Source organism: Rhizobacter sp. LjRoot28 (genome assembly GCF_964253025.1).
Classification (GTDB): domain Bacteria; phylum Pseudomonadota; class Gammaproteobacteria; order Burkholderiales; family Burkholderiaceae_C; genus Rhizobacter.
This window is the reverse complement of the sequence record NZ_CAXUQC020000001.1, coordinates 3,404,054-3,425,858: the sequence shown is the minus strand read 5'-3', so window position 1 is coordinate 3,425,858 and position 21,805 is coordinate 3,404,054. Positions and strand designations below refer to the sequence as shown.

General features: G+C 66.5%; 20 protein-coding genes. 17 read left to right on the top strand and 3 right to left on the bottom strand.

The window, feature by feature from the left end:
* The 10 genes from ACSQ2F_RS15655 to pgi all read left to right on the top strand — a co-directional run bounded on the left by ACSQ2F_RS15655 (position 1) and on the right by pgi (position 11,384).
* Positions 1–3,375: a pilus assembly protein gene (locus ACSQ2F_RS15655; RefSeq protein ID WP_436024418.1), complete on the top strand. Its 3,375-nt coding sequence runs from the start codon at positions 1–3 to the stop codon at positions 3,373–3,375.
* Between the two features lie 431 nt (positions 3,376–3,806).
* Positions 3,807–4,286 (top strand): hypothetical protein, encoded by a 480-nt coding sequence (locus ACSQ2F_RS15650; protein WP_436024416.1) that lies wholly within the window; start codon positions 3,807–3,809, stop codon positions 4,284–4,286.
* A gap of 116 nt (positions 4,287–4,402) precedes the next feature.
* On the top strand, positions 4,403–5,245 hold the full coding sequence (locus ACSQ2F_RS15645) for an ABC transporter ATP-binding protein (protein ID WP_436024414.1): 843 nt from the start codon (positions 4,403–4,405) through the stop codon (positions 5,243–5,245).
* Positions 5,242–6,024: a lipid asymmetry maintenance ABC transporter permease subunit MlaE gene (gene mlaE, locus ACSQ2F_RS15640; RefSeq protein ID WP_436024412.1), complete on the top strand. Its 783-nt coding sequence runs from the start codon at positions 5,242–5,244 to the stop codon at positions 6,022–6,024. Before ACSQ2F_RS15645 ends, mlaE begins: the two co-directional genes overlap by 4 nt.
* Positions 6,025–6,035: 11 nt before the next feature.
* Positions 6,036–6,527 (top strand): outer membrane lipid asymmetry maintenance protein MlaD, encoded by a 492-nt coding sequence (gene mlaD, locus ACSQ2F_RS15635; protein ID WP_436024410.1) that lies wholly within the window; start codon positions 6,036–6,038, stop codon positions 6,525–6,527.
* Positions 6,524–7,435 carry an MlaA family lipoprotein gene (locus tag ACSQ2F_RS15630; protein WP_436024408.1) on the top strand — a complete coding sequence of 304 codons (912 nt, stop codon included), beginning with the start codon at positions 6,524–6,526 and terminating at the stop codon, positions 7,433–7,435. The genes mlaD and ACSQ2F_RS15630 overlap by 4 nt, the downstream gene beginning before the upstream one ends.
* Before the next feature lie 124 nt (positions 7,436–7,559).
* Positions 7,560–8,171, top strand: coding sequence for an MlaC/ttg2D family ABC transporter substrate-binding protein (locus tag ACSQ2F_RS15625; RefSeq protein ID WP_436024406.1), 612 nt, complete (start codon positions 7,560–7,562; stop codon positions 8,169–8,171).
* Positions 8,172–8,181: 10 nt separating this feature from the next.
* A complete protein-coding gene (locus tag ACSQ2F_RS15620; RefSeq protein ID WP_436024404.1) occupies positions 8,182–8,499 on the top strand; it encodes an STAS domain-containing protein in 318 nt (105 codons plus the stop codon).
* Positions 8,500–8,841: 342 nt separating this feature from the next.
* Positions 8,842–9,792: a transaldolase gene (gene tal, locus ACSQ2F_RS15615; protein ID WP_436024402.1), complete on the top strand. Its 951-nt coding sequence runs from the start codon at positions 8,842–8,844 to the stop codon at positions 9,790–9,792.
* Entirely contained in the window at positions 9,792–11,384 is a 1,593-nt protein-coding gene (pgi, locus tag ACSQ2F_RS15610; protein WP_436024400.1) for a glucose-6-phosphate isomerase, read from the top strand. The genes tal and pgi overlap by 1 nt, the downstream gene beginning before the upstream one ends.
* A 45-nt stretch (positions 11,385–11,429) precedes the next feature.
* Here the strand turns inward: pgi and ACSQ2F_RS15605 are convergent, their stop codons facing one another.
* Positions 11,430–11,987 carry an HNH endonuclease gene (locus ACSQ2F_RS15605; protein WP_436024398.1) on the bottom strand — a complete coding sequence of 186 codons (558 nt, stop codon included), beginning with the start codon at positions 11,985–11,987 and terminating at the stop codon, positions 11,430–11,432.
* Positions 11,988–12,282: 295 nt separating this feature from the next.
* Here ACSQ2F_RS15605 and ACSQ2F_RS15600 point away from each other — a divergent pair, with 295 nt between their 5' ends.
* The 7 genes from ACSQ2F_RS15600 (at position 12,283) to ACSQ2F_RS15570 (ending at position 21,026) form a co-directional block, all read left to right on the top strand.
* Complete coding sequence (locus ACSQ2F_RS15600) at positions 12,283–12,993, top strand: TetR/AcrR family transcriptional regulator (protein ID WP_436024396.1); 711 nt, start codon at positions 12,283–12,285, stop codon at positions 12,991–12,993.
* Between the two features lie 39 nt (positions 12,994–13,032).
* Positions 13,033–14,823: an acyl-CoA dehydrogenase C-terminal domain-containing protein gene (locus tag ACSQ2F_RS15595; protein WP_436024394.1), complete on the top strand. Its 1,791-nt coding sequence runs from the start codon at positions 13,033–13,035 to the stop codon at positions 14,821–14,823.
* Positions 14,824–14,867: 44 nt separating this feature from the next.
* A complete protein-coding gene (locus ACSQ2F_RS15590) occupies positions 14,868–15,314 on the top strand; it encodes a DUF2147 domain-containing protein (protein ID WP_436024392.1) in 447 nt (148 codons plus the stop codon).
* 37 nt (positions 15,315–15,351) lie between these two features.
* Positions 15,352–17,736 carry a 3-hydroxyacyl-CoA dehydrogenase/enoyl-CoA hydratase family protein gene (locus tag ACSQ2F_RS15585; protein ID WP_436024390.1) on the top strand — a complete coding sequence of 795 codons (2,385 nt, stop codon included), beginning with the start codon at positions 15,352–15,354 and terminating at the stop codon, positions 17,734–17,736.
* Between the two features lie 13 nt (positions 17,737–17,749).
* Complete coding sequence (locus ACSQ2F_RS15580; RefSeq protein ID WP_436024388.1) at positions 17,750–18,949, top strand: acetyl-CoA C-acyltransferase; 1,200 nt, start codon at positions 17,750–17,752, stop codon at positions 18,947–18,949.
* Positions 18,950–19,429: 480 nt separating this feature from the next.
* Complete coding sequence (locus tag ACSQ2F_RS15575) at positions 19,430–20,194, top strand: enoyl-CoA hydratase (RefSeq protein ID WP_436024386.1); 765 nt, start codon at positions 19,430–19,432, stop codon at positions 20,192–20,194.
* Between the two features lie 31 nt (positions 20,195–20,225).
* Positions 20,226–21,026 (top strand): SGNH/GDSL hydrolase family protein, encoded by an 801-nt coding sequence (locus ACSQ2F_RS15570; RefSeq protein WP_436024384.1) that lies wholly within the window; start codon positions 20,226–20,228, stop codon positions 21,024–21,026.
* A gap of 9 nt (positions 21,027–21,035) precedes the next feature.
* On the opposite strand, the gene ACSQ2F_RS15565 is transcribed toward ACSQ2F_RS15570, so the two are convergent.
* On the bottom strand, positions 21,036–21,464 hold the full coding sequence (locus ACSQ2F_RS15565; RefSeq protein ID WP_436024382.1) for an acyl-CoA thioesterase: 429 nt from the start codon (positions 21,462–21,464) through the stop codon (positions 21,036–21,038).
* Between the two features lie 87 nt (positions 21,465–21,551).
* Positions 21,552–21,734 (bottom strand): hypothetical protein, encoded by a 183-nt coding sequence (locus ACSQ2F_RS15560; protein ID WP_436024380.1) that lies wholly within the window; start codon positions 21,732–21,734, stop codon positions 21,552–21,554.
* Positions 21,735–21,805: the final 71 nt, after the last annotated feature.

Genomic DNA, 21,805 nt, shown 5'->3' with positions numbered 1-21,805 from the left:
ATGAACTCAAGCATTTCCCAGCGCTCCCTGAGCACGAAGGCCTCGTCGGCCCGCGCCCTCCTGGTGGTGGCCGGCTGGCTGATCGCCGCTCCGGCCTGGTCCGCCCTTGCCCAAATCTCCTCCGTGCCCCTGGGCACCTTGAGCCCTGAGCCGCCGCGGGTGAACCTGATGTTCATCCTGGATGACTCCGGGAGTATGGAGCGGGACTTCATCCCGGAGAATACGAACGGTGGCACCGTCTACACAGGCAACTGCTTCGGCCACTCGGCGCTGAACAAGGTGTTTTTCGACCCCGCGGGAACATACGTAGTCCCGCCCAAGGCTGATGGCTCCGGTCCCTTTGACACTCCGTCATTCACGGCGGCGCTGGTGGACGGCTTCAACACGGGGTCCAACAAGGTCGACCTTTCGAAGGCACCCAAGTGGTCTTCGGCTGGCGGATCGCAGTTCTACTACACCACGGGAGTGACTGCCGGCACCGCCACCAAGTGCGCCGGGCTGACCCCAGTGACCTCGATCACCGACTCCGCGATGCGGACGAAGTATGCAATCTGGTACTCGTTCTACCGCACGCGGATGCTGATGATGAAGTCGGCTAGCGGTCGCGCGCTGGCCGGTATCGACGCATCCAAGTACCGCGTCGGTTTCACAACGATCAACAGCACTGCAGTGACGGACGGCGACAAGTTCCACAACGTCGGCGACTTCGACCAACCCATCTCGAAGACCAATCCGAAGACGCACCGCACGGCCGTTCTGGAGAAGCTCTACAAGGCGACCTTTTCAACCTACACCCCCCTGCGCCCCGCGCTGGTGAAGGCAGGTCGCTACTACGCCAACAAGCTGACCAACCAGCAAGACCCGATTCAGTACATCTGCCAGCGCAACTTCGCGCTGCTTACGACGGACGGCTACTGGAACACCGCGGCCGAACCCAGCAACTACAAGCCCCTTCGGCCGGATGGTTCGGAGTTTAGTCTGTCGGATGGTGACGCGGGCAAGGGCGCTCCTTATCAGGACGCGTTCCCGTACACCCTGGCCGACATCGCGCAGTACTACTACGAGACGGACCTCCGCCCGGATCTCGAGAACTATGAAAAGCGGATCAGTTTCGATCCGGACGTGAAGGAAACGGTGCCCCAGCGGATGAACACCATCACGCTGGGCCTGGGCGTGAACGGCATTCTCACGTACAACAAAGACTACAACATGGACACCTTGAAGTCGGTGACGTGGCCTGATCCCCTAACAAACCCTCTTAACGCGGGCAATAGCGTGGTGGCCCGCATCGACGACCTATGGCATGCCGCCGTGAATGGTCGTGGGCGCTATTACAGCGCGGCAAATCCGAACGAGGTGGTCGAAAGCCTGAAAGCAGCGCTTGCCTCCGCCAGCGACAGCACTGGCGCTGCAGCTGCTGCGGCCGTGAGTTCCATTTCGCCGACGCCGGGCGATGACCAGGTGTTTATGCCCGTTTACGAGTTCAAGATCGATGCGGATCAGGTGGTCACTACCCCCTGGCAAGGCGACCTCCGGGCTTATCGGATGAAGTTCGACGACAAGACTGGCGCCGTCGAACTTCCGGAGTTGACAGAAAAGAATGCCGAGTGGCGCGCGGCCGAGCGCCTGGATACGCGGACTTCGGCGCGGACGATCTACTTCAACAAGGCTGGGTCCTTCGCCGACTTCGACTACACGACCCTGAAAGGCGCCGGACTCGGCGCGCACTTCGACAATCGCTGCGCGGATGCGACGGCTGTGGAGTCCCGTTTCACGCAATGCTCCACGGTCGACAAGACGTTGGTGACCGGCCCGAACCTCGTTAACTATCTGCGCGGCGAAGAAGTTTCCATGACAAGGGAGAAGCGCGTCTTCCGCTATCGCAAGTCCATCTTGGGTGACATCGTCAACAGCTCGCCGGTGTTCGTCGGCAAGCCGCCCTTCCGCTACACCGACAGCGGCTATGCCGGCTTCGTCGAGTCCAACCTCAAGCGCAAGCCGATGGTCTATGTGGGCGCGAACGATGGCATGCTGCATGCGTTCGATGCTTCCTCGGGCAACGAGGAATGGGCGTTCGTGCCGACTCAGGTCATTCCGAACCTGTGGCGTCTGGCGGATGCCGCTTACGACAAGAACCATCTGGCTTTCGTGGACGCATCGCCCACCTTGGCCGACGTCTTCGAACCATCCAAGGACGGCGACAGCAAGCCGGGCACCTGGCGCACGGTGCTGGTTGGTGGGCTGGGCGGCGGCGGTCGCCAGTTCTATGCGATCGAGGTCACCAACCCGGCCAGCCCGCGCCTGCTTTGGGAGTACTCGGTCAGTGACGACGCCAACCTCGGCCTGTCGTTCGGCAACCCGATCGTTACCAAGCTGAAGGACGGCAAGTGGGTTGCAGTGTTCACCTCGGGTTACAACAACGTGGCTCCAGGCAACGGTCGCGGCTACCTCTACGTGCTCGATGTGCTGACGGGCAAGCCGCTGTCGTTCTCGCCGATCGCGGCGGGCACGCCTGCCTCGCAGACTGATGAAGCGTTTGGCACGGTGACGACGCCGAGCAACCTGGGCAAGATCAACGCTTGGCTGCATACCGACACTGATAACACCACCCGTCGCATCTACGGTGGCGACATGCTGGGCAACCTGTGGCGCTTCGATCTGGACGACCGCATCGACCCGACCGGGCATGAGGCCATTCGCCTGGGCGTGGCCCGCGATGCGCTGAACAAGATCCAGCCGATCACGACGCGTCCGGTGCTTACGGCGCTCGGCCCTCGTCCGGCCGATGACCGCACCTTGGTGTCGTTCGGCACCGGCAAGCACTTGCACGGCAGCGACCTGGACGTGTACCCGGCCAGCTCGCCCTATTCGAACAAGCAGGCGATCTACTTGGTGAAGGACGATCTGGAGATCAACACCGCGGACAAGAGCGCCTCGCTGCGCTCCTTCCTGACGCCCCGCCAGGACCTCACCGAGGACAAACTTGACTACAGCAAGAGCAGCGGCATGTACAAGGACACGACCGAGGCCCGTGAGCGGGTGAACGTCGATGGCATCCAGTTCAACGGGCTGATCTCATTTGCCTCCAACGTCCCGGAGGCGAAGGACCCCTGCCAGAGCGGGGGGCACTCAAACCTGCACTACATCAGCCGTGACGGCCAGGTACGGGCCACCGAAAAGCTCGACTCCCTGGTGGTGGAGGGCGAGCGGATCTTCTCTCCCGAGGAGCAAGGACCCGGCGATGGCAGCAACGGCGGCAAGATCATCTGGACGGACAAGGATGGCAAGCAGCATGTCAAGGACGTACCGCCACCAGAAGGTGCAGGCGACGGCAAGAAATTGCGCCGAGCGGCCTGGCGCGAGCTGATCGAATGACCCTCTGGTAGGTTCTTGTTTGAACCGCGGGCCCGGCAGCGATGCCGGGCCCGTTTGCTTACGCGGAAGGAATCATGAAGCGCGGGTTCTGGTGGAGCGTGGCGCTCGCCGTGGCGGTGCACGGAGCTTGGCTGCTCGCGGCGGCGTGGACCGATCGCACGGCCGGGGGTGCGGAGCCTCGGCCGGCGTCGAGTCGCGTGCTCAGCGTCCGTACGGTCGAAGCGCCCACGCCCGTGCCTGCCCCGGAGCAAGCCGGAATGGCGGAGGCGTCGCTCCCAGAATCGCCAGCAGACAGGGTAGCCGGCGAGCCTTCCCCGCGTCCGGCGCCGGACGCGACTCTCGGCACAGCCACCGAAGCGCCAGCGGAACCCGCTTCGCCGGCCGAGTTCGATGCATCCCCTCTGAGCGAATCCGCCTCCGAGGACAACCGCATGCCCCTCGACCCGCCGCCGGCACCCGGCTTGGCTCGGGAGAAAGCGGCCGACCCGTCGATATCGCCGCCCGCCGCCGCCTTGAACCCGGCGGGCGCCGCCTCCGTTTCCGCGTCGTCGGGAGCGTCGCCAGCGGGCTCCCAGCCTGCCGACGACGCTTTCGACGAGACGCCCTATCTGCGGCGGGGCCAGCTCACCCGCGGGCCCGCGCCCCGGGACGCCGTCGTGCTCACGTACCCGATGTTCGAAGAGGACGAGCAGGGCCGCTATACCGCTGTGCTCGCGCTGTTCATTGACGAGACGGGCCGGGTGCAGCGCATTCGGGTGGAGCCGCCCGGGCTGCCCGCCCCTCTGGAGGGCGCCGCCCGCCGCGCATTCCTGGCGGCGAGGTTTACCCCAGGCGAAGTCGACGGCCGTCCCGTACGCTCCCTGATCCGCATCGAAGTCCAGTTCGATCGCGGCGATACAACACCCGAGTGAAGTCCGTCACCGGCGTTTACCTTGCAGCAAGAACCCGTGCAAACCCTGCCTCGCCAGATGCCCTATCATCGGCCGCTTGCGGACAATTCATCCGCCCGCGCTCCCCTATCAGGCGAATGAGTCCAGCCCCCGTCGACCCCGTTGTCATCCCCTCCGAGCCGCTGATCGAACTGCGGGACGTCACCTGCGGGTACGGCGAGAAGGTCGTGCTCGAGAACGTCAACCTGACCGTGCCGCGCGGCAAGGTGGTGGCGTTGATGGGCACGTCCGGTGGCGGCAAGACGACCGTGCTGCGGCTCGTCGGGCGGCTGCTGGCCCCCATGCGGGGCCAGGTGCTGTTCGACGGCGTCGACCTGGCGTCGCTCGACACCGACGGCCTCTATGCCGTGCGCCGTCGCATGGGCATGCTGTTCCAGTTCGGCGCCTTGTTCACCGACCTGTCGGTGTTCGACAACGTGGCCTTTCCGCTGCGCGAGCACACCAACCTGAGCGAAAGCATGGTGCGCGACCTCGTGCTCATGAAGCTCAATGCCGTCGGCCTGCGCGGGGCACGCGACCTGCTGCCCTCCCAGGTGTCGGGCGGCATGGCGCGCCGGGTGGCGCTCGCCCGGGCCATCGCGCTCGACCCCGACCTGATCATGTACGACGAGCCCTTCGCCGGCCTCGACCCGATTTCCATGAGCGTGGCCGCCACCCTCATCCGTGAGCTCAACAGCGCGCTCGGCGTGACGAGCATCGTCGTGTCGCACGACGTGGACGAGACCTTCCTCATCGCCGACCACGTGGTCTTCATCGCCAACGGACGCGTCGTTGCCCAGGGTACGCCCGACGACATGCGCCACAGCGAGGATCCGCTGGTGCAACAGTTCGTCGGTGGGCTGCCCGACGGCCCGGTGCGATTCCACTACCCTGCGGTGCCGTTGGCCGAGGACTTCGGCGTTGGAGGGCCCGCGCAATGAACTGGCTCAACCCCGCAGCCGTCGGTCTCGCCGTGCGCGGCAAGCTGGCCGACATCGGCGAGGCCACCCGGCTGTTCTTCCGCCTGGTCGGACTGGCAGGCCCCACGTTCGGACGTCCGCGCCTGGTGTCGGAGCAGGTGTTCTTCGTCGGCAACCGCTCACTCTCGATCATCTCCGTCTCGGGGCTGTTCGTCGGCTTCGTGCTGGCCCTGCAGGGCTACTACACCTTGCAACGCTACGGGTCCGCCGAAGCCGTCGGCCTGCTGGTGGCCCTGTCCCTGGTCCGGGAGCTCGGTCCGGTGGTCACGGCGCTGCTGTTCGCCGGGCGCGCTGGCACCTCGCTCACGGCCGAGATCGGCCTGATGAAGGCGGGTGAGCAGCTGGTCGCCATGGAAATGATGGCGGTCGACCCGGTGCGGCGCGTCCTCGGGCCCCGTTTCTGGGGTGGCGTGGTCGCCATGCCACTGCTGGCCGCCGTCTTCAGTGCGGTCGGTATCCTCGGGGGCTGGCTGGTCGCCGTGGGCCTGATCGGCATCGACCCGGGAGCGTTCTGGTCCCAGATGCAAGGCGGTGTCGACGTCTGGAAAGACGTGGGCAACGGTGTCATCAAGAGCGTGGTCTTCGGTTTCACCGTGACTTTCATCGCGTTGCTGCAGGGCTATGCCTGCAAGCCCACTCCGGAGGGCGTCGCTCAGGCCACGACCCGCACCGTGGTGATGGCGTCACTTTCGGTGTTGGCACTCGACTTCGTGCTGACGGCCATGATGTTTTCGATTTGAGGAGAATGACGGTGCAAAAATCTCGTCATGACGTGTGGGTTGGCTTGTTCGTGATCATCGGTGCGGCGGCCATCCTGTTCCTGGCCCTGCGCGCAGGCAACCTGCTCAGCTTGAGCTTCGGCGAAACCTATGCCGTTACGGCCAAGTTCGACAACATCGGCGGGCTCAAGCCGAGTGCGGCGGTCAAGAGCGCAGGCGTCGTCATCGGCCGGGTGGAGTCGATCACCTTCGACACCAAGACCTACCAAGCGCGCGTGCAACTGCAACTGGAACGGCAGTTCGAGTTTCCCAAGGACAGCATCGCCAAGATCCTCACCGCCGGACTCCTCGGCGAGCAGTACATCGGCCTGGAACCGGGCGTGGACGAGAAGGTGCTGGTGGCCAACGACACCATCAAGCAGACCCAGGATGCGGTCGTGCTCGAGAACCTGATCAGCCAGTTCCTGTACAGCAAGGCGGCCGAACCGGCCGCCCCGGCAGCGGCCCCGGGAGCCAAGAAGTGAAGCGTCTTCTTGCCACCGGCCTGGCCTCCGTCGTGCTGGCGCTCGGCAGCGGGTGCGCCACGACGGCCTCCATGCTGGGCATGTACAAGTCGCCACCGAACCCGGAAGCCGACCCCTGGGAAAACTGGAACCGCAAGGTCTACGCGTTCAACGATGCCGTCGACACGGCCGTGATCCGCCCGGTGGCGGAGGTCTACGCCAACATCGTGCCGCAACCGGTGCGCACGGGCGTGACGAATTTCTACGGCAACTTCGCCGATGCCTGGTCCGCAGTGAACAACCTGCTGCAGGGCAAGCTGGCCAACGGTGCGCAGGACTTCGTCCGCGTTGGCACGAACACCCTGTTCGGCATCGGCGGGCTCTTCGACGTGGCGACCGAACTCGGCATCGACAGTCAGCGCGAGGACTTCGGCCAGACCCTGGGGCGCTGGGGCATGGGGCCTGGGCCCTATATCGTCTGGCCCCTGCTGGGCCCTTCGACCGTGCGCGACTCCCTGGCCTTGCCGGTCGACCGCTTCGTGGGCCCGGCGCTCGCCTTCAGCGACACCTCGACCCAGTACAGCATCGTCTTTCTCGGCCTGCTCAATGAGCGGGCGAACCTGCTGACAACCGGCCGCATGCTGGACGACATGGCGCTGGACCGCTATTCCTTCGTGCGCGACGCCTTCCTCCAGCGCCGGCGCAGCCTCGTTCATGACGGCAACGCGCCGGAATCGGAGGACGAGGCCTTCGAAGCCGACCCCGAGCCCGCGGCCGAGCCCGCTTCCGGTGTGAGCCCGACACCCGCGGCTGCACCGGCTTCCGCACCCGCAGCGGCGCCTGGAGCCTCTGCGCCCGCCGTCGATGCCCCGGCTTCCGCCCCTACGCCGGGCATGCCGGCGTCCGGCCCCGCACAATCAGCCGCTTGATCAGGACAACCGGTCCACGGGCCGGTGCGTTGTCCTCTGGTGCCGGCACACCGGCCGAACTCTTCCGGCCGTGGTGCATCCAACCCGGCATCCCGGCCGGTCATTGAAAGGAACTCGAATGCGAATGAAACATCTGATGTCGTGGGTCGCCGCCGTTGGCTTCGTGGCCATCGCGGGCGCCGCTCAAGCCCAGCAAACACCTGACGCCCTGGTTCGCCAGGTCTCCGGTGAAGTGCTCGATGCCGCGAAGGCCGACAAGTCCATCCAGTCGGGCGACCTGGCTCGCATCTCGGCGCTCGTCGAGTCCAAGGTGCTGCCGCACGTGAACTTCGTGCGCATGACGTCGAAGACCATCGGCCCGCAGTGGAACAAGGCCACCCCTGAGCAGAAGAAGAAGGTTCAGGAGGAATTCCGCACCTTGTTGCTCCGCACCTACGCCGGCGCGTTGTCGCAGGTCCAGGACCAGACGGTGGAGGTGCGCCCGGTGCGCGACGTCTCCGACGAATCGAACGTGCTCGTGCGCAGCGAGATCCGCGGCAAGGGCCAGCCGATCCAGCTCGACTACCGGCTGGAAAAGGCAGGTGACAGCTGGAAGATCTGGGACGTGAACGTTTCGGGTCTGTGGCTCGTCACGACCTACCAGGGCCAGTTCAAGCCCGTGGTCAGCCAGAGCGGCATCGACGGCGTCATCAAGATGCTCGAAGACCTGAACAAGTCGGCTGCGAATCGCAGCTGAGCCGCATCACATGCTGATCCTTCCGGCCACCATCACCAGCGCCGAGGCGCGGGACACGCAGCGCATGCTCGGGCAGGCACTGCAGCAGGAGTCGAAGGCGCCTGGTGAGACGCTGGTCGTGGTCGACGCTTCGGGTCTGCAGCGATTCGACTCCAGTGCCCTGGCGGTGCTGCTGGAATGCCAGCGGCTCGCCAAGGCGTGGGGCAAGGGATTCGTCGTTCGGCAGGCGCCTCAGAAGCTGTCGCAACTCGCGCGGCTTTACGGGGTTGACTCGCTGCTGCTGCCGGTGGGCGAGGACGCCCCGACGGACACGGTCGTGTCCGCCTGAATTCCCGCCGCCGGGACACACCGGCGGACCTTCCCTCGCAGGGTGCGTCCCGTCGCCACTCACAGGTCGGCGTCGCGTGTACGCCCGGCCCACCGTGAACCCTCGAGGACCGCCTCGTCGCGCCATCGACTGCGCTTCGGGTGGCGTGAAGCCAGGCGGTCAGCCTCTTCGCTTTCGCGGTTCCCGGTGGTCCTGCCGGCAGGCAGGGCCCTTTGGAGCGGCCGACGCACAAAGCCACCGATACACTCAGGTGTTGCCCCGGAAAGCTGCAGGGGCGAAGTATCCTGAGTCGTCAACGCGCCCGGCTGCAATGCCCGGCCATCCGTCGGAGCCCCGCATTTCATGAATCAACTCGAGCAACTCAAGCAATCCACCGTCGTCGTGGCCGACACCGGCAACTTCAAGGAGCTGGCTGCCTTCGCCCCGCGCGATGCCACGACGAACCCCTCCTTGATCCTGAAGGCCGTCCAGCATGCGGACTACGCACCGCTGCTGACCGAAACAGTGGCGGCCCATCGGGGCGCGCGGCTCGACGAAGTGCTCGACGAAGTGCTGGTGCGCTTCGGCATGGAGATCCTCAAGGTGGTGCCGGGCCGCGTGTCCACCGAGGTCGATGCGCGCCTCAGCTTCGACTGCGCCGCCACCGTCGCGCGGGCGCGTCGCATCATGGGGCTGTACGAGGCCCGCGGCATCGGGCGCGACCGCGTGCTCATCAAGATCGCCTCCACCTGGGAGGGCATCCAGGCCGCCCGCATCCTCGAGCATGAGGGCATCCACTGCAACCTGACCTTGCTGTTCTCCTTCTGCCAGGCCGTCGCCTGCGGCGAAGCGGGTGTCCGCCTGATCTCGCCATTCGTGGGCCGCATCTACGACTGGTACAAGAAGTCGGCCGGTAGCCAATGGGATGAAGCGGCCCAGTCCGGCGCCAATGATCCGGGTGTCAAGTCGGTGACCCAGATCTACACCTACTACAAGAAGTTCGACATCGCCACCGAGGTGATGGGTGCGAGCTTCCGCAACCTCGGGCAGATCCAGGCGCTGGCCGGTTGCGATCTGCTCACCATCAGCCCGGACCTGCTCGCCCGCCTGCAGGCATCCGAGGAGCCCTTGCCGCGCGTGCTCGACCCCGAGACCGCGCGCAATGCGCCGATCCATGCGGCCACCTTCAACGAGCCGAGCTTTCGCTTCGCGCTCAACGAGGACGCCATGGCCACCGAAAAGCTCGCCGAGGGCATCCGCGCCTTCGCCGCCGACGCCGGCAAGCTCGACAAGATGATCGAGGGCCTCGCCTGATGAGCACCCGTTGCGACCGCACCGAAGCCTGGGCCGCCCTGGCCGGACACTACGAGGCCCACGGCCGCGAGTTCGACATCCGCGAAGCGTTCGCGCGCGACCCGGGGCGGTTCGAATCGCTGGCATTCGAGGCGCCGGGCATCTTCGCTGACCTTTCGAAGAACCGCATCGATACCGCGACGCTGCACTTCCTCGCCGACCTGGCGCGCGAGTGCGACGTGGAAGGGCGACGCGACGCCATGCTGCGCGGCGACCCGATCAACACCACCGAAGGCCGGGCGGTGCTGCACACCGCGTTGCGCGCGCCTCGCGACAAGGGGCCTCACAGCGACGAGGTGCACCGCGTGCTGGACGCGATGCTCGGCTTTGCCGAACAGGTCCGCGACACTGCGGCCAGCGGCATCCGGCATGTGGTGAACATCGGCATCGGCGGCAGTGATCTCGGCCCGCAGATGGTGATCCCGGCGCTCGATGCCTTCGCGCACCCCGGCATCACCTTCCATTTCGTCTCCAACGTCGACGGGCATGACATCACGCCCGTGCTCCGTCGGCTCAAGCCGGCGGAGACCTTGTTCGTCATCGCGAGCAAGACCTTCACCACCCAGGAGACCATGGCCAACGCCCAGGTGGCACGCGCCTGGTTCGAGGCGAATGGCGGCACCGATGTGGCCCGGCACTTCGTCGCGACCACGACCAATGTGCAAGCCGCCGCGGCGTTCGGCATCACCACCACCTTCGGCTTCTGGGACTGGGTGGGCGGGCGGTATTCGTTGTGGTCCTCGATCGGTCTGCCCATCGCCATCGCGATCGGTGGCGACAACTTCCGGCAACTGCTGGCTGGCGCCCACGCCATGGACCGGCATTTCGCCGAGACGCCGGTCGCGCGAAACCTGCCCATGGTGCTCGGCCTGCTCGACGTCTGGTATCGCAACTTCCACGGCTTCGGCAGCCGCAGCGTGGCGCCGTACCACCAGGGCCTGCGCCGCCTGCCGGCGTACCTCCAGCAGCTGGAAATGGAAAGCAACGGCAAGTCGGTCGATGCAAACGGCGAGGCCTTGCCATTCGGCACGAGCCCTGTGGTCTGGGGCGAGCCGGGAACGAACGGCCAGCACGCCTACTTCCAGATGCTGCACCAGGGGACGGACGTGATTCCGGTCGAGTTCATCCTCGTCAAGCATCCGACCCACGGGTTGAGCGACCTGCACGACAAGCTGCTGGCCAACGGGCTGGCGCAGAGCCAGGCGCTGATGCTGGGCAAGACGGCGGCGCAGGCTGCCGGCGAGAAGGCCCCTACGGCGTCGGCTGAGCTGGATGCCGGGACGCTCTCGCGCCACCGCAGCTTCCCGGGCAACCGCCCGAGTACCAGCCTGCTGCTGGATCACCTCAACCCGCACACGCTGGGTGCGCTCGTGGCGATGTACGAGCACCGCGTGTTCGTGAGCGGCGCGATCTGGGGCATCAACAGCTTCGACCAGTGGGGCGTGGAACTGGGCAAGGCCTTGTGCAACGACCTGCTGCCTCGCCTGACGTCGGGCCAGACGGAGGGTCTGGACGGTTCAACCGCCGGGTTGATGCGCCGCCTTCGGGGATGAAGACAGCCGGGGCGCCGAGCGCCCCGGTGGCCTGAGGCGAGCGCTTCAAGCCCGAAGCCGGCTGCTCCTGGGCACGCTCGCCAGCAGGAACTCCATCTGGTCGACGAGGATGCGCCGCCCGCGAAGGATCATGTCCTCGTGCAGGCTGGGCACATACGGCAGGTACAGCAAGGACATGCGCGCCTCCTCCGGCATGCGGTTGCCCTTGCGGCCATTGCAGTTGCGGCAGGCCGTGATGCAGTTCATCCAGCTGTCCTCGCCGCCGCGGGAGGTGGGGACGATGTGCTCCCGCGTGAGGTCGTCCGTGTGGAAGTGGCCGCCGCAGTAGGCGCACACATGACGGTCGCGTGCGAAGAGCTTGGGGTTCGACAGGGCAGGGGACTGCCGCCAGGCGCGGCTGGGCACCGCGCCGCGCACCGCGACGATCGGATGCACCTCGATGCGTGACTGCAGACCCGTCACGCGCTGCATGCCGCCGCGCAGCACGTAGAACGCGTCTCCCAACGTCCAGGCGATGCCATCGCTGGCGTACAACACCGCCGCTTCCTTGGCCGAGATCCAGGACTGCGGTCGGCCCGACACATCGAGTTGCAGCACTTCCACGGGATGATCTCCTTGTTGCGAGCGTAATCCAATCCGGCCGGTTGCAGCACCGCAGCACGGAGTTGTCGACTGTTTTGCCACGATCCCCGGCTTGTCATCACGGGCTCATCGAAGGAAGGCAAGCAGAAGCGATGGAAGGCGGCTGCTTGGCCTCCGGGTTAACCCTGGCGATATGGCGGCGTGTCCAAGCGAGGATGGGTTTTTGTGCGCATCCCGCAAAAAAAAACTGTCTCCCTGCAGACACGGCGGCGGATTTTCTGCAAAATAGAACGATCGTTCGTTTCTTTCCCGCCCTGTGACCGACCCCACCCCCATCACGCCCCGCGTTGCTCGAGAGCTCACCAAGCCCGTTCCGCGCGGCCAGCAGAAAGGCCAGCAGACCCGCGCCGTCATCCTCGACGCCGCGCTGAGCCTGGCTGCCCACATGGGACTCGAAGGTCTGTCCATCGGCGCCCTCGCCGACGTCACCGGCATGAGCAAGTCCGGCGTCTTCGCGCACTTCGGATCGCGCGAGGAGCTGCAGATCTCCGTGATCCGCGAGTACCACACCAAGTTCGAGGAAGAGGTCTTCCACCCGGCGATGCCGGTGCAGCGGGGCTTGCCCCGTCTGCGCGCGCTGTTCGAGCGCTGGGTGAAGCGCGTGTCCGTCGAACTGGATTCCGGCTGCATCTACATCAGCGGCGCGGTCGAGTTCGATGATCGCCCCGGGCCGGTGCGCGATGCCCTCGTCGAGATGGTCGCCTCGTGGCAGGCCGCACTCGGCAAGGCCATCGGCCTCGCCATCTCCGAAGGGCACCTGCGGGCCGACACCGACGGCCAGCAGATGATCTTCGAGGTCCACGGCCTCATCCTCGCCCTGCACCACGACGCCCGCTTCCTGCGCATTCCCGGTGCGCTGGACCGGGCACGCCGCTCGTTCGAGCGCGTCGTCAGCTACTACGCCACGCCCGAAGGCCTGGCGCTCACCACTTCCCCTCCCCAGCCTGCCCGCAAGGCGCGCGGCTGATCTCTCGTTTTCCTCTCACTTTCCTGCTAGGAGTTCATGATGGCCCAGTACACCCCGCCCCTGCGCGACATGCAGTTCGTGATGCACGAAGTGCTGAACGTGACCGATGAACTCAAGACGCTGCCGCCTTACGCTGACATCGACGCCGACACCATCAACGCGGTGATCGAGGAAGGCGGCAAGTTCGCCTCGCAAGTGATCTTCCCGATCAACCAGTCGGGCGACCAGGAAGGCTGCACGCTCAACAAGGACACGCACGAGGTCACGGCGCCCAAGGGCTTCAAGGAAGCCTACAAGACCTACGTCGAAGGTGGCTGGCCTGCGCTGAGCTGCGACCCGGCCTACGGCGGCCAGGGCCTGCCGCACCTGGTCAACCAGTGCATGTACGAGATGATGAACTCGGCCAACCAGGCCTGGACCATGTACCCCGGCCTGTCTCACGGCGCGTACGAGGCCCTGCACGCCCACGGCACCGACGAGCAGAAGAAGACCTACCTCCCGAAGCTCACGAGCGGCGAGTGGACGGGCACGATGTGCCTGACCGAGCCCCACTGCGGCACGGACCTCGGCCTGCTGCGCACCAAGGCCGAGCCGCAAGCTGACGGCACCTACAAGATCACCGGCGCCAAGATCTTCATCTCGGCCGGCGAGCACGACCTCGCCGAGAACATCATCCACCTGGTGCTGGCCCGCCTGCCTGACGCACCCGCCGGCTCCAAGGGCATCTCGCTCTTCGTCGTGCCCAAGTTCAACGTGAACGCCGACGGCAGCATCGGTTCGCGCAACGGCATCTTCTGCGCCGGCCTCGAGCACAAGATGGGCATCCATGGCAACGCCACGGCCCAGCTGGTGCTGGAGAACGCCAATGGCACGCTGGTGGGCCAGCCGCACAAGGGCCTGAACGCGATGTTCGTCATGATGAACGCCGCCCGCCTGGGCGTCGGCATGCAGTCGCTCGGCCTCACCGAAGTGGCGTACCAGAACGCCGTCGCCTACGCGAAGGATCGCCTGCAAATGCGCTCGCTGTCGGGCCCGAAGGCGCCCGAGAAGGCCGCTGACCCGATCATCGTGCACCCGGACGTGCGCAAGATGCTGCTCACCGCCCGCGCCTACGCCGAAGGCGGCCGCGCTCTCGGCATGTGGACCTCGCTGCAGCTCGACAAGGAACTTTCCTCCGACGACGCCGACGTGCGCAAGGAATCGGCCGAGATGGTCGCGCTGATCACGCCGATCATCAAGGCCTTCATCACCGACAACGCCTGGATCTCCACCTCGCACTGCATGCAGGTGTTCGGTGGCCACGGCTACATCGCCGAGTGGGGCATGGAGCAGTACGTGCGTGATGCCCGGATCAACATGATCTACGAAGGCACGAACACCATCCAGTCGCTCGACCTGCTGGGCCGCAAGGTGCTGGCCGACAACGGCGCCAAGCTGCGCAAGTTCGGCAAGATGGTGCAGGAGTTCGTCGAGGCCGAAGGCACGAACGAAGCCATGCAGGAGTTCATCAACCCGCTGGCCGACCTGGGCGAGAAGGTCGTCAAGCTGACGACCGAAGTCGGCATGAAGGCTTTCGGGAACCAGGACGAGGTGGGCGCGGCTGCTGTCGACTACCTGCGCGTCGTGGGCCACCTCGTGTTCGGCTACTTCTGGGCTCGCATGGCCAAGGTGGCGCTCGAGAAGGAGTCCAGCGGCGATCCGTTCTACAAGGCCAAGCTGGCCACGGCCCGCTTCTACTTCGCCAAGCTGCTGCCCGAGACGGCATCGCTGATCCGCACCGCGCGCGCCGGCCTGCCGACGCTCGTGGAAATGGAAGAGTCCTGGTTCTGAGTGGCAAGAACCTCCCGTTCCCCGGTGCTTGAAGGAGCCATCCGATGAAACGTGTGCTGTGCGGCCTCGCGGCCTCTCTCGTTGCCCTCGCGGCGTCGGCCCAGCCGACGCCCGTGGGCCTGTGGAAGACGATCGACGATTCCACCAAGAAGGAAAAGTCGTTCGTGCGAATCGCCGAGGCGGACGGTGTCATCACCGCCCGGCTCGAGAAGCTGATCGACACGCCTGACGCCGAGACCAGGGTGTGCGACAAGTGCACCGACGATCGCAAGGGCAAGCCGCTCGTCGGCCTGCAGTTGATCCGTGGCGTCAAGAAGAGCGAAGAGGCTGACAGCAACCGGTGGGAAGGGGGAACTATCCTCGACCCGGCCAATGGCAAGACGTACAAGGTGCGTCTGACCCCGATCGAAGGCGGCAAGAAGCTGGAGGTGCGCGGCTACGTCGGCTCCCCGATCTTCGGCCGCACGCAAACGTGGGTCCGCGCCGAGTGAGGCGCGGTCCGAACCCATCCATCCTCCAGGAGAAAACATGAGTCGATTCAATGTGCGCAAGGTAGCCGTGCTCGGCGCCGGCGTGATGGGGGCCCAGATCGCCGCCCATCTGGTCAACGTGAAAGTCCCGGTCGTGCTGTTCGACCTTCCGGCCAAGGAAGGCCCGAAGAACGGCATCGTGACCAAGGCCGTCGAAGGCCTGAAGAAGCTCAAGCCCGCGCCGCTCGGCGTGCCGGAAGACGCCGCGCTCATCGAGCAGGCCAACTACGAAGAGCACAGCGAACTGCTGCGCGGCTGCGACCTCATCATCGAGGCCATCGCCGAGCGCATGGACTGGAAGCTCGACCTGTACACCAAGATCGCCCCGTTCCTGTCGCCCGATGCCATCATCGCGAGCAACACCTCGGGCCTGTCGATCACGAAGCTGTCCGAAGTGCTGCCCGAGGCCATCAAGCCCCGCTTCTGCGGCATCCACTTCTTCAACCCGCCGCGCTACATGTCGCTGGTGGAGCTCATCGCCACGCCGACCACGCAGCCGGAGATCATCGACCAGCTCGAGACCTTGGTCACCACCGCGCTCGGCAAGAGCGTCGTGCGCGCCAAGGACACCCCGAACTTCATCGCCAACCGCGTCGGCATCGCCGGCATCCTGGCCACGTTCAAGGAAGCCGAGAACTACGGCCTGTCCTATGACGTCGTCGACGACCTGACCGGCAAGAAGCTCGGTCGCGCCAGCTCCGGCACGTTCCGCACCGCCGACGTGGTGGGGCTGGACACGATGTCGCACGTCATCAAGACGCTGCAGGACAACCTGAAGGACGACCCCTTCTACGAGAGCTACGCCACCCCGGCCGCGCTCGCCTCGCTGATCAGCAAGGGCGCGCTCGGCCAGAAGACGGGTGCGGGCTTCTACAAGAAGGTCGGCAAGGACATCCAGCGCTTCGATCCGGCGACGGGCGAGTACGTGGCCGGCGGCAAGAAGGCCGACGACATCGTGGCCCGCATCCTGAAGAAGGCCCCGGCCGAGCGCCTGAAGCTGCTGCGCGAATCGAGCAACCCGCAGGCGCAGTTCGTGTGGGCCATCCTGCGCAACAGCTTCCACTACGCTGCGGTGCACCTGGCCGACATCGCCGACACCGCGCGTGACGTCGACTTCGCCACCCGCTGGGGCTTCGGCGCCTCCAACGGACCGTTCGAGCTCTGGCAGCAAGCCGGCTGGAAGCAGGTAGCCGAGTGGGTCAAGGCCGACATCGACGCCGGCAAGGCATTGAGCCGTGCACCGCTGCCCGCCTGGGTGTTCGACGGCCGCGACGGCGTGCACACGGCCGAAGGCTCGTGGAGCCCGACCAAGAACGCATACGTCCCGCGCAGCAAGCTGCCGGTGTACGAGCGCCAGCACTTCCCCGAGGACGTGGCAGGCGCCGGCGCCACCGAGGCCCTGAAGGCCGGCACCGAAGTCTTCCGCAACGACGAAGTCCGCGTCTGGACCCTGGACGGTGACGTGCTGATCGCCAGCATCACCGCCAAGCTGCACCTGATCAGCCCGACGGTGACCGAAGGCCTCGTCAAGGCCGTCGAACTGGCCGAGTCGAAGTACAAGGGCCTCGTGATCTGGTCGCCAGACGACGTGTTCTCGGCCGGCGCCAACCTCGAAGCCCTGATGCCGGTCTTCATGAAGAGCGGTGCCAAGGGCATTGCTCCTGAAGAGAAGAAGCTGCAGGACGCCATGCTGCGCATCCGCTATGCGCAGGTGCCGGTGGTCTCGGCCGTGCGCGGCATCGCGCTCGGCGGTGGCTGCGAGCTGGCCGTTCACTCGGCACGCCGCGTCGCCGCGATGGAAAGCTACATGGGCCTGGTCGAAGTCGGCGTGGGCCTGATCCCGGGCGGCGGCGGCCTGACCTACATCGCCCGCCGTGCGGCCGAACTGGCGGCCACCAACGGGGCGAACGCCGACCTCTTCACCTTCCTGCGCGAGACCTTCACCTCGGCGGCCACCGCCAAGGTCGGCACGAGCGCGATCGAGAACCGCAAGCTCGGCTACCTGGTCGAGGGCGACGTGGTCGTGCCGAACAAGGACGAACTGCTGTACGTCGCCGTGCAACAGGCCAAGTCCATGTTCGAGAGCGGCTACCGTGCCCCGCTGCGCGCCAAGTTCCCGGTCGCCGGCCGTTCGGTCATCGCCACCATCAAGGCGTCGCTCGCGAACATGCGCGACGGCGGCTTCATCAGCGCGCACGACTTCCACATCGGCGCCCTGATCGCCGACGTGGTGTGCGGCGGCGAAGTGGAAGCCGGCTCGCTGGTCGATGAGGAATACCTGATGGGCCTCGAGCGAAAGCACTTCTGCGGCCTGCTGGAGCACCCGAAGACGCAAGAGCGGATCATGGGCATGTTGTCCACCGGCAAGCCGGTCCGCAACTGAACGGAGCAAGAACATGAGCAAACAAGTGCAAGACGCCTACATCGTTGCCGCCACGCGCACGCCCATCGGGCGCTCCGGCCGGGGGTACTTCAAGAACACGCGTCCCGACGCGCTGCTGGTCGCCGCCATTCATGGCGCGATGAAGCAGGTGCCGGGCCTCGACCCGAAGTCCATCGAGGACGCGATCGTCGGCTGCGCGATGCCTGAAGGCGAGCAGGGCATGAACATCGCCCGCATCGGCGCCATCCTCGCCGGCCTGCCGAACTCGGTGGGCGGCATCACCGTCAACCGCTTCTGCGCGTCCGGCATCTCGGCCGTGGCCCAGGCCGCCGACCGCATCCGCGTCGGTGAAGCCGAAGTCATGATCGCCGCCGGCGTCGAGAGCATGAGCATGGTGCCGATGGGCGGCAACAAGCCGTCGTTCAGCCCCGAGGTGTTCTCCCGCGACGAGAACATCGGCATCGCCTACGGCATGGGTCTGACCGCCGAGAACGTGGCCAAGCAGTGGAAGGTGTCCCGCGAAGCCCAGGACGCGTTTGCCCTGCAGTCGCACCAGCGCGCGCTGGCCGCCATCGCTGCCGGTGAGTTCAACGACGAGATCACGCCGGTCGAGATCACCGAGCGCTTCCCCGACCTCGCCACCGGTGGCATCACCACCAAGACGCGCACGGTCAACATCGACGAGGGCCCGCGTCCCGACACCTCGCTCGAGGGTCTGGCCAAGCTGCGGGCGGTGTTCGCCGCCAAGGGCAGCGTGACCGCCGGCAACAGCTCGCAGACCTCCGACGGCGCCGGCTGCCTGATCCTGGCCAGCGAGAAGGCGGTGAAGCAGTACGGCCTGACGCCGTTGGCGCGTTTCGTGAGCTTCGCCTCCAAGGGCGTGCCGGCCGAGATCATGGGCATCGGCCCCATCGAAGCCATCCCGGCCGCGCTGCGCTACGCCGGCCTGACCAAGGACCAGCTCGACTGGATCGAACTGAACGAGGCGTTCGCGGCCCAGTCCCTGGCCGTGCTCAACACGCTCGAGCTCGACCCGTCCAAGGTGAACCGCATGGGCGGCGCCATCGCGCTCGGCCACCCGCTGGGCGCCACGGGTGCCATTCGCGCGGCCACCGTCGTGCACGCGCTGCGCCGCCACAACCTGAAGTACGGCATGGTCACCATGTGCGTCGGCACGGGTCAAGGCGCTGCCGGCATCTTCGAGCGCGTCTGACGTGCCACTCAGCAGTCCGGTCGATTCGATCGGACTGCAGCGACGGCCGGCCTGCGGGCCGAATCGGAGGGCCGTGATGACAGGCTTCTTGTTCGTCCGCCACGGCCGGCGTTGTGCGTCGCGTCTTGGGAAGCGTGCGCCGCTGGTCGGGAGACCGGCAGCACGGCAACGCGGTCGCGCATTGCCGCATTCGAGGGCTGCTGCATCACTCGTCGGCCTGCGGTGCGGCGCGACACCGTGGCGCTTCGGCCTTCTCCGTTCCATGCCCGCGAGCCATCCACGTCGCTGCTCGATTCGTCATGTGCAACGCAATGGGCGCTCGGCCCATCGGCCACGCCCTCGCACCCCGGGGCCACGGCCTCGCGGCGCAGCGAACCGGCACATCACGACCTTGCTCACACCTCCGCGCTGCGGAACCCCGGCGGACGCGCACCCGCATGCGACCGCGTCCCGTAAGATCACCCCCTTCAGGAGTTCTCCATGACCATCAAGACTGCCGTTCTGCAAGGCGTTTGCACGATCGAGATCGCGCGCCCCGAGAAGAAGAATGCGATCACCGCCGAGATGTACGGTCAGATGGCCCAGGCGCTGGACGCAGCCCAGGCGGACGGCGCTGTCCGTGCCGTGCTGATCACCGGGCAACCTGGCATCTTCACCTCCGGCAACGACCTCGAGGACTTCATGAAGCGCGCCGGTTCGCTGACGGAGTCTCCGGTGTTCCAGTTCATGAAGGCGCTGGCCGGCTGCGACAAGCCGGTCGTGGCAGCCGTGACGGGCGGCGCCATCGGCATCGGCGTGACGATGCTGCTGCACTGCGACCTGGTGTATGTCTCCGATGAGGCGCGACTGGCCATGCCCTTCGTCAGCCTGGGCCTCGTGCCCGAGTTCGGTTCCAGCCTGCTGCTGCCGCGCTTGATGGGCCAGCGCCGCGCGGCCGAGAAGCTGCTGCTGGGCGATCCCTTCACCGGTCAGGACGCGGTGGACTGCGGCATCGCCAATGCGGTGCTGCCCGCCGGCGAGGTGGTGAACCATGCGCGCCGCATGGCCGAGCGCTTCAACGCGCTGCCGCCCTCGGCCATCCGCCAGAGCAAGCAGCTGATGCGCCGGGCCGACCCCGACGCGCTCTGGGAAGCGATCGCGGCGGAGAACGAGGTCTTCGCCTCCCGGCTGAGTTCGCCGGAAGCCCGCGAAGCCTTCAGCGCCTTCTTCCAGAAGCGCAAGCCCGACTTCAGCCAGTTCAGCTGACGGGCACGCGTTCGTTCCGCTCCTCGTTCACGTGCTCTTCAAGGTCGTTCGCGCCCTGCTGAGCCCGTGGGTTCGCCGGCAAGGCCAGGCGGTACAGCGGCGCGCCGCGAACCTGCCCGAGCCCGCCGGGAACCGAGAAGGCGTCTCGGGCACGGGCAGGGTGTGCCTTCGGGTGCTCATCGTCGGCGACTCGTCCGCGGCTGGCGTGGGCGCCGAGAGCCAGTCCCAGGCGCTCTCGGGTCGCTTGGGCGAGGCCCTCTCGCAGCGCCTGGGTGGCGCCGTGGTCTGGCAGGTCATCGCACGCCGAGGCGACAACACCGCCCAGTCCACCGAGGCGCTGCGGCGACTGCCGCTTCGACCGGCCGACGTGATGGTCACGACCTTGGGCCTGACCGAGATGATTGCGCAGGAGTCGACCCGTCGCTGGCTGGAGCAGCTCGACGAACTGGATCGCGCGGCGGCGCGGCTTGCCGGCGTGCAGCACATCGTCCACTGCGGCATGCCGCCGGTGCATTCGTTTGCGCTGCCCAACCCGCTGCGTTGGGTGCCGGTGCACGGGCAACGACGCTACAACCAGGCACTGGCCGAGTGGTGCGAGCGCTGGCCCGAGCGCTGGTGGCTTCCGCTGCCCTACGAGAACCTTCAGGCCACGGACAGCGTGTTGATGGCCGATGACGGCTTCCACCCGGGCCCTGCGGTGTACGCACTCTGGGCAGAACAGCTCGCCGCCATCATCAGCACGCAGATCGTGCCGCGGCTGACTGAAACGACGCCGACCCGACAGTTGCTCGCGCAGGCCGAGGCCCGCCGGCGAAGGCCCGCTGCGCCTTGAGTGGAGCGATCAGTCCTCGGACTTCGGAATCTCGCGCGGGCGCCCCTGCATGTCGATGGCGACATAGGTGAGATTGGCCTCGGTCACCTTGAACACCTGCACGTCTGCAGGATTGCGTTCGGCATAGACCTCCACGCGCACCGTGATGGAGGTGCGGCCGATGCGCTCCACATGCACGTAGAAGCTGAGCAGGTCACCCACGGAGACCGGCTGCTTGAACACGAACTGGTTGACCGCCACCGTGGCGATGCGGCCCTTGGCAATGCGGCCGGGGAGGGTGGAGCCGGCCAGGTCGACCTGGGCCATGATCCAGCCGCCGAAGATGTCGCCGTTGCCATTGGCGTCCGACGGCATCGGTGCCACACGCATGGCGAGGTAGCCGTCGGTGGGCAGGGAGATGCGTTCAGCAGTGGCGGGAGTGGGGGCAGGGACGCTCATCGGGGACATCGGTTCGGGCAATCCCCGATTGTCCCTGACCTCGCGGGTTCGTGCACTGATGCGTTCGACCGGCGAACGCGCAATGGGTCACACCCTGCCGCTCAGGACACTCGGCTTGCGCAGTCCACCGGACCGGCCCGGCGCCGCACCATTGCTGCGGAGCAGCCCGGGCACCAGCTGCCGCTTGAAGCGGCGCAACCGCAGGCCCTGGGGCGGCGTCTTGCGCAGCACGGCGCGGGCGGGGGCTTGGCGAATCTCGGTCGGGGACACGTCGATCTCCGGGCAGGGTGGGCGGGAACTCAGGCGGGCTTGCCGGAGTGGCGTGATGGTGCCGCAACGGG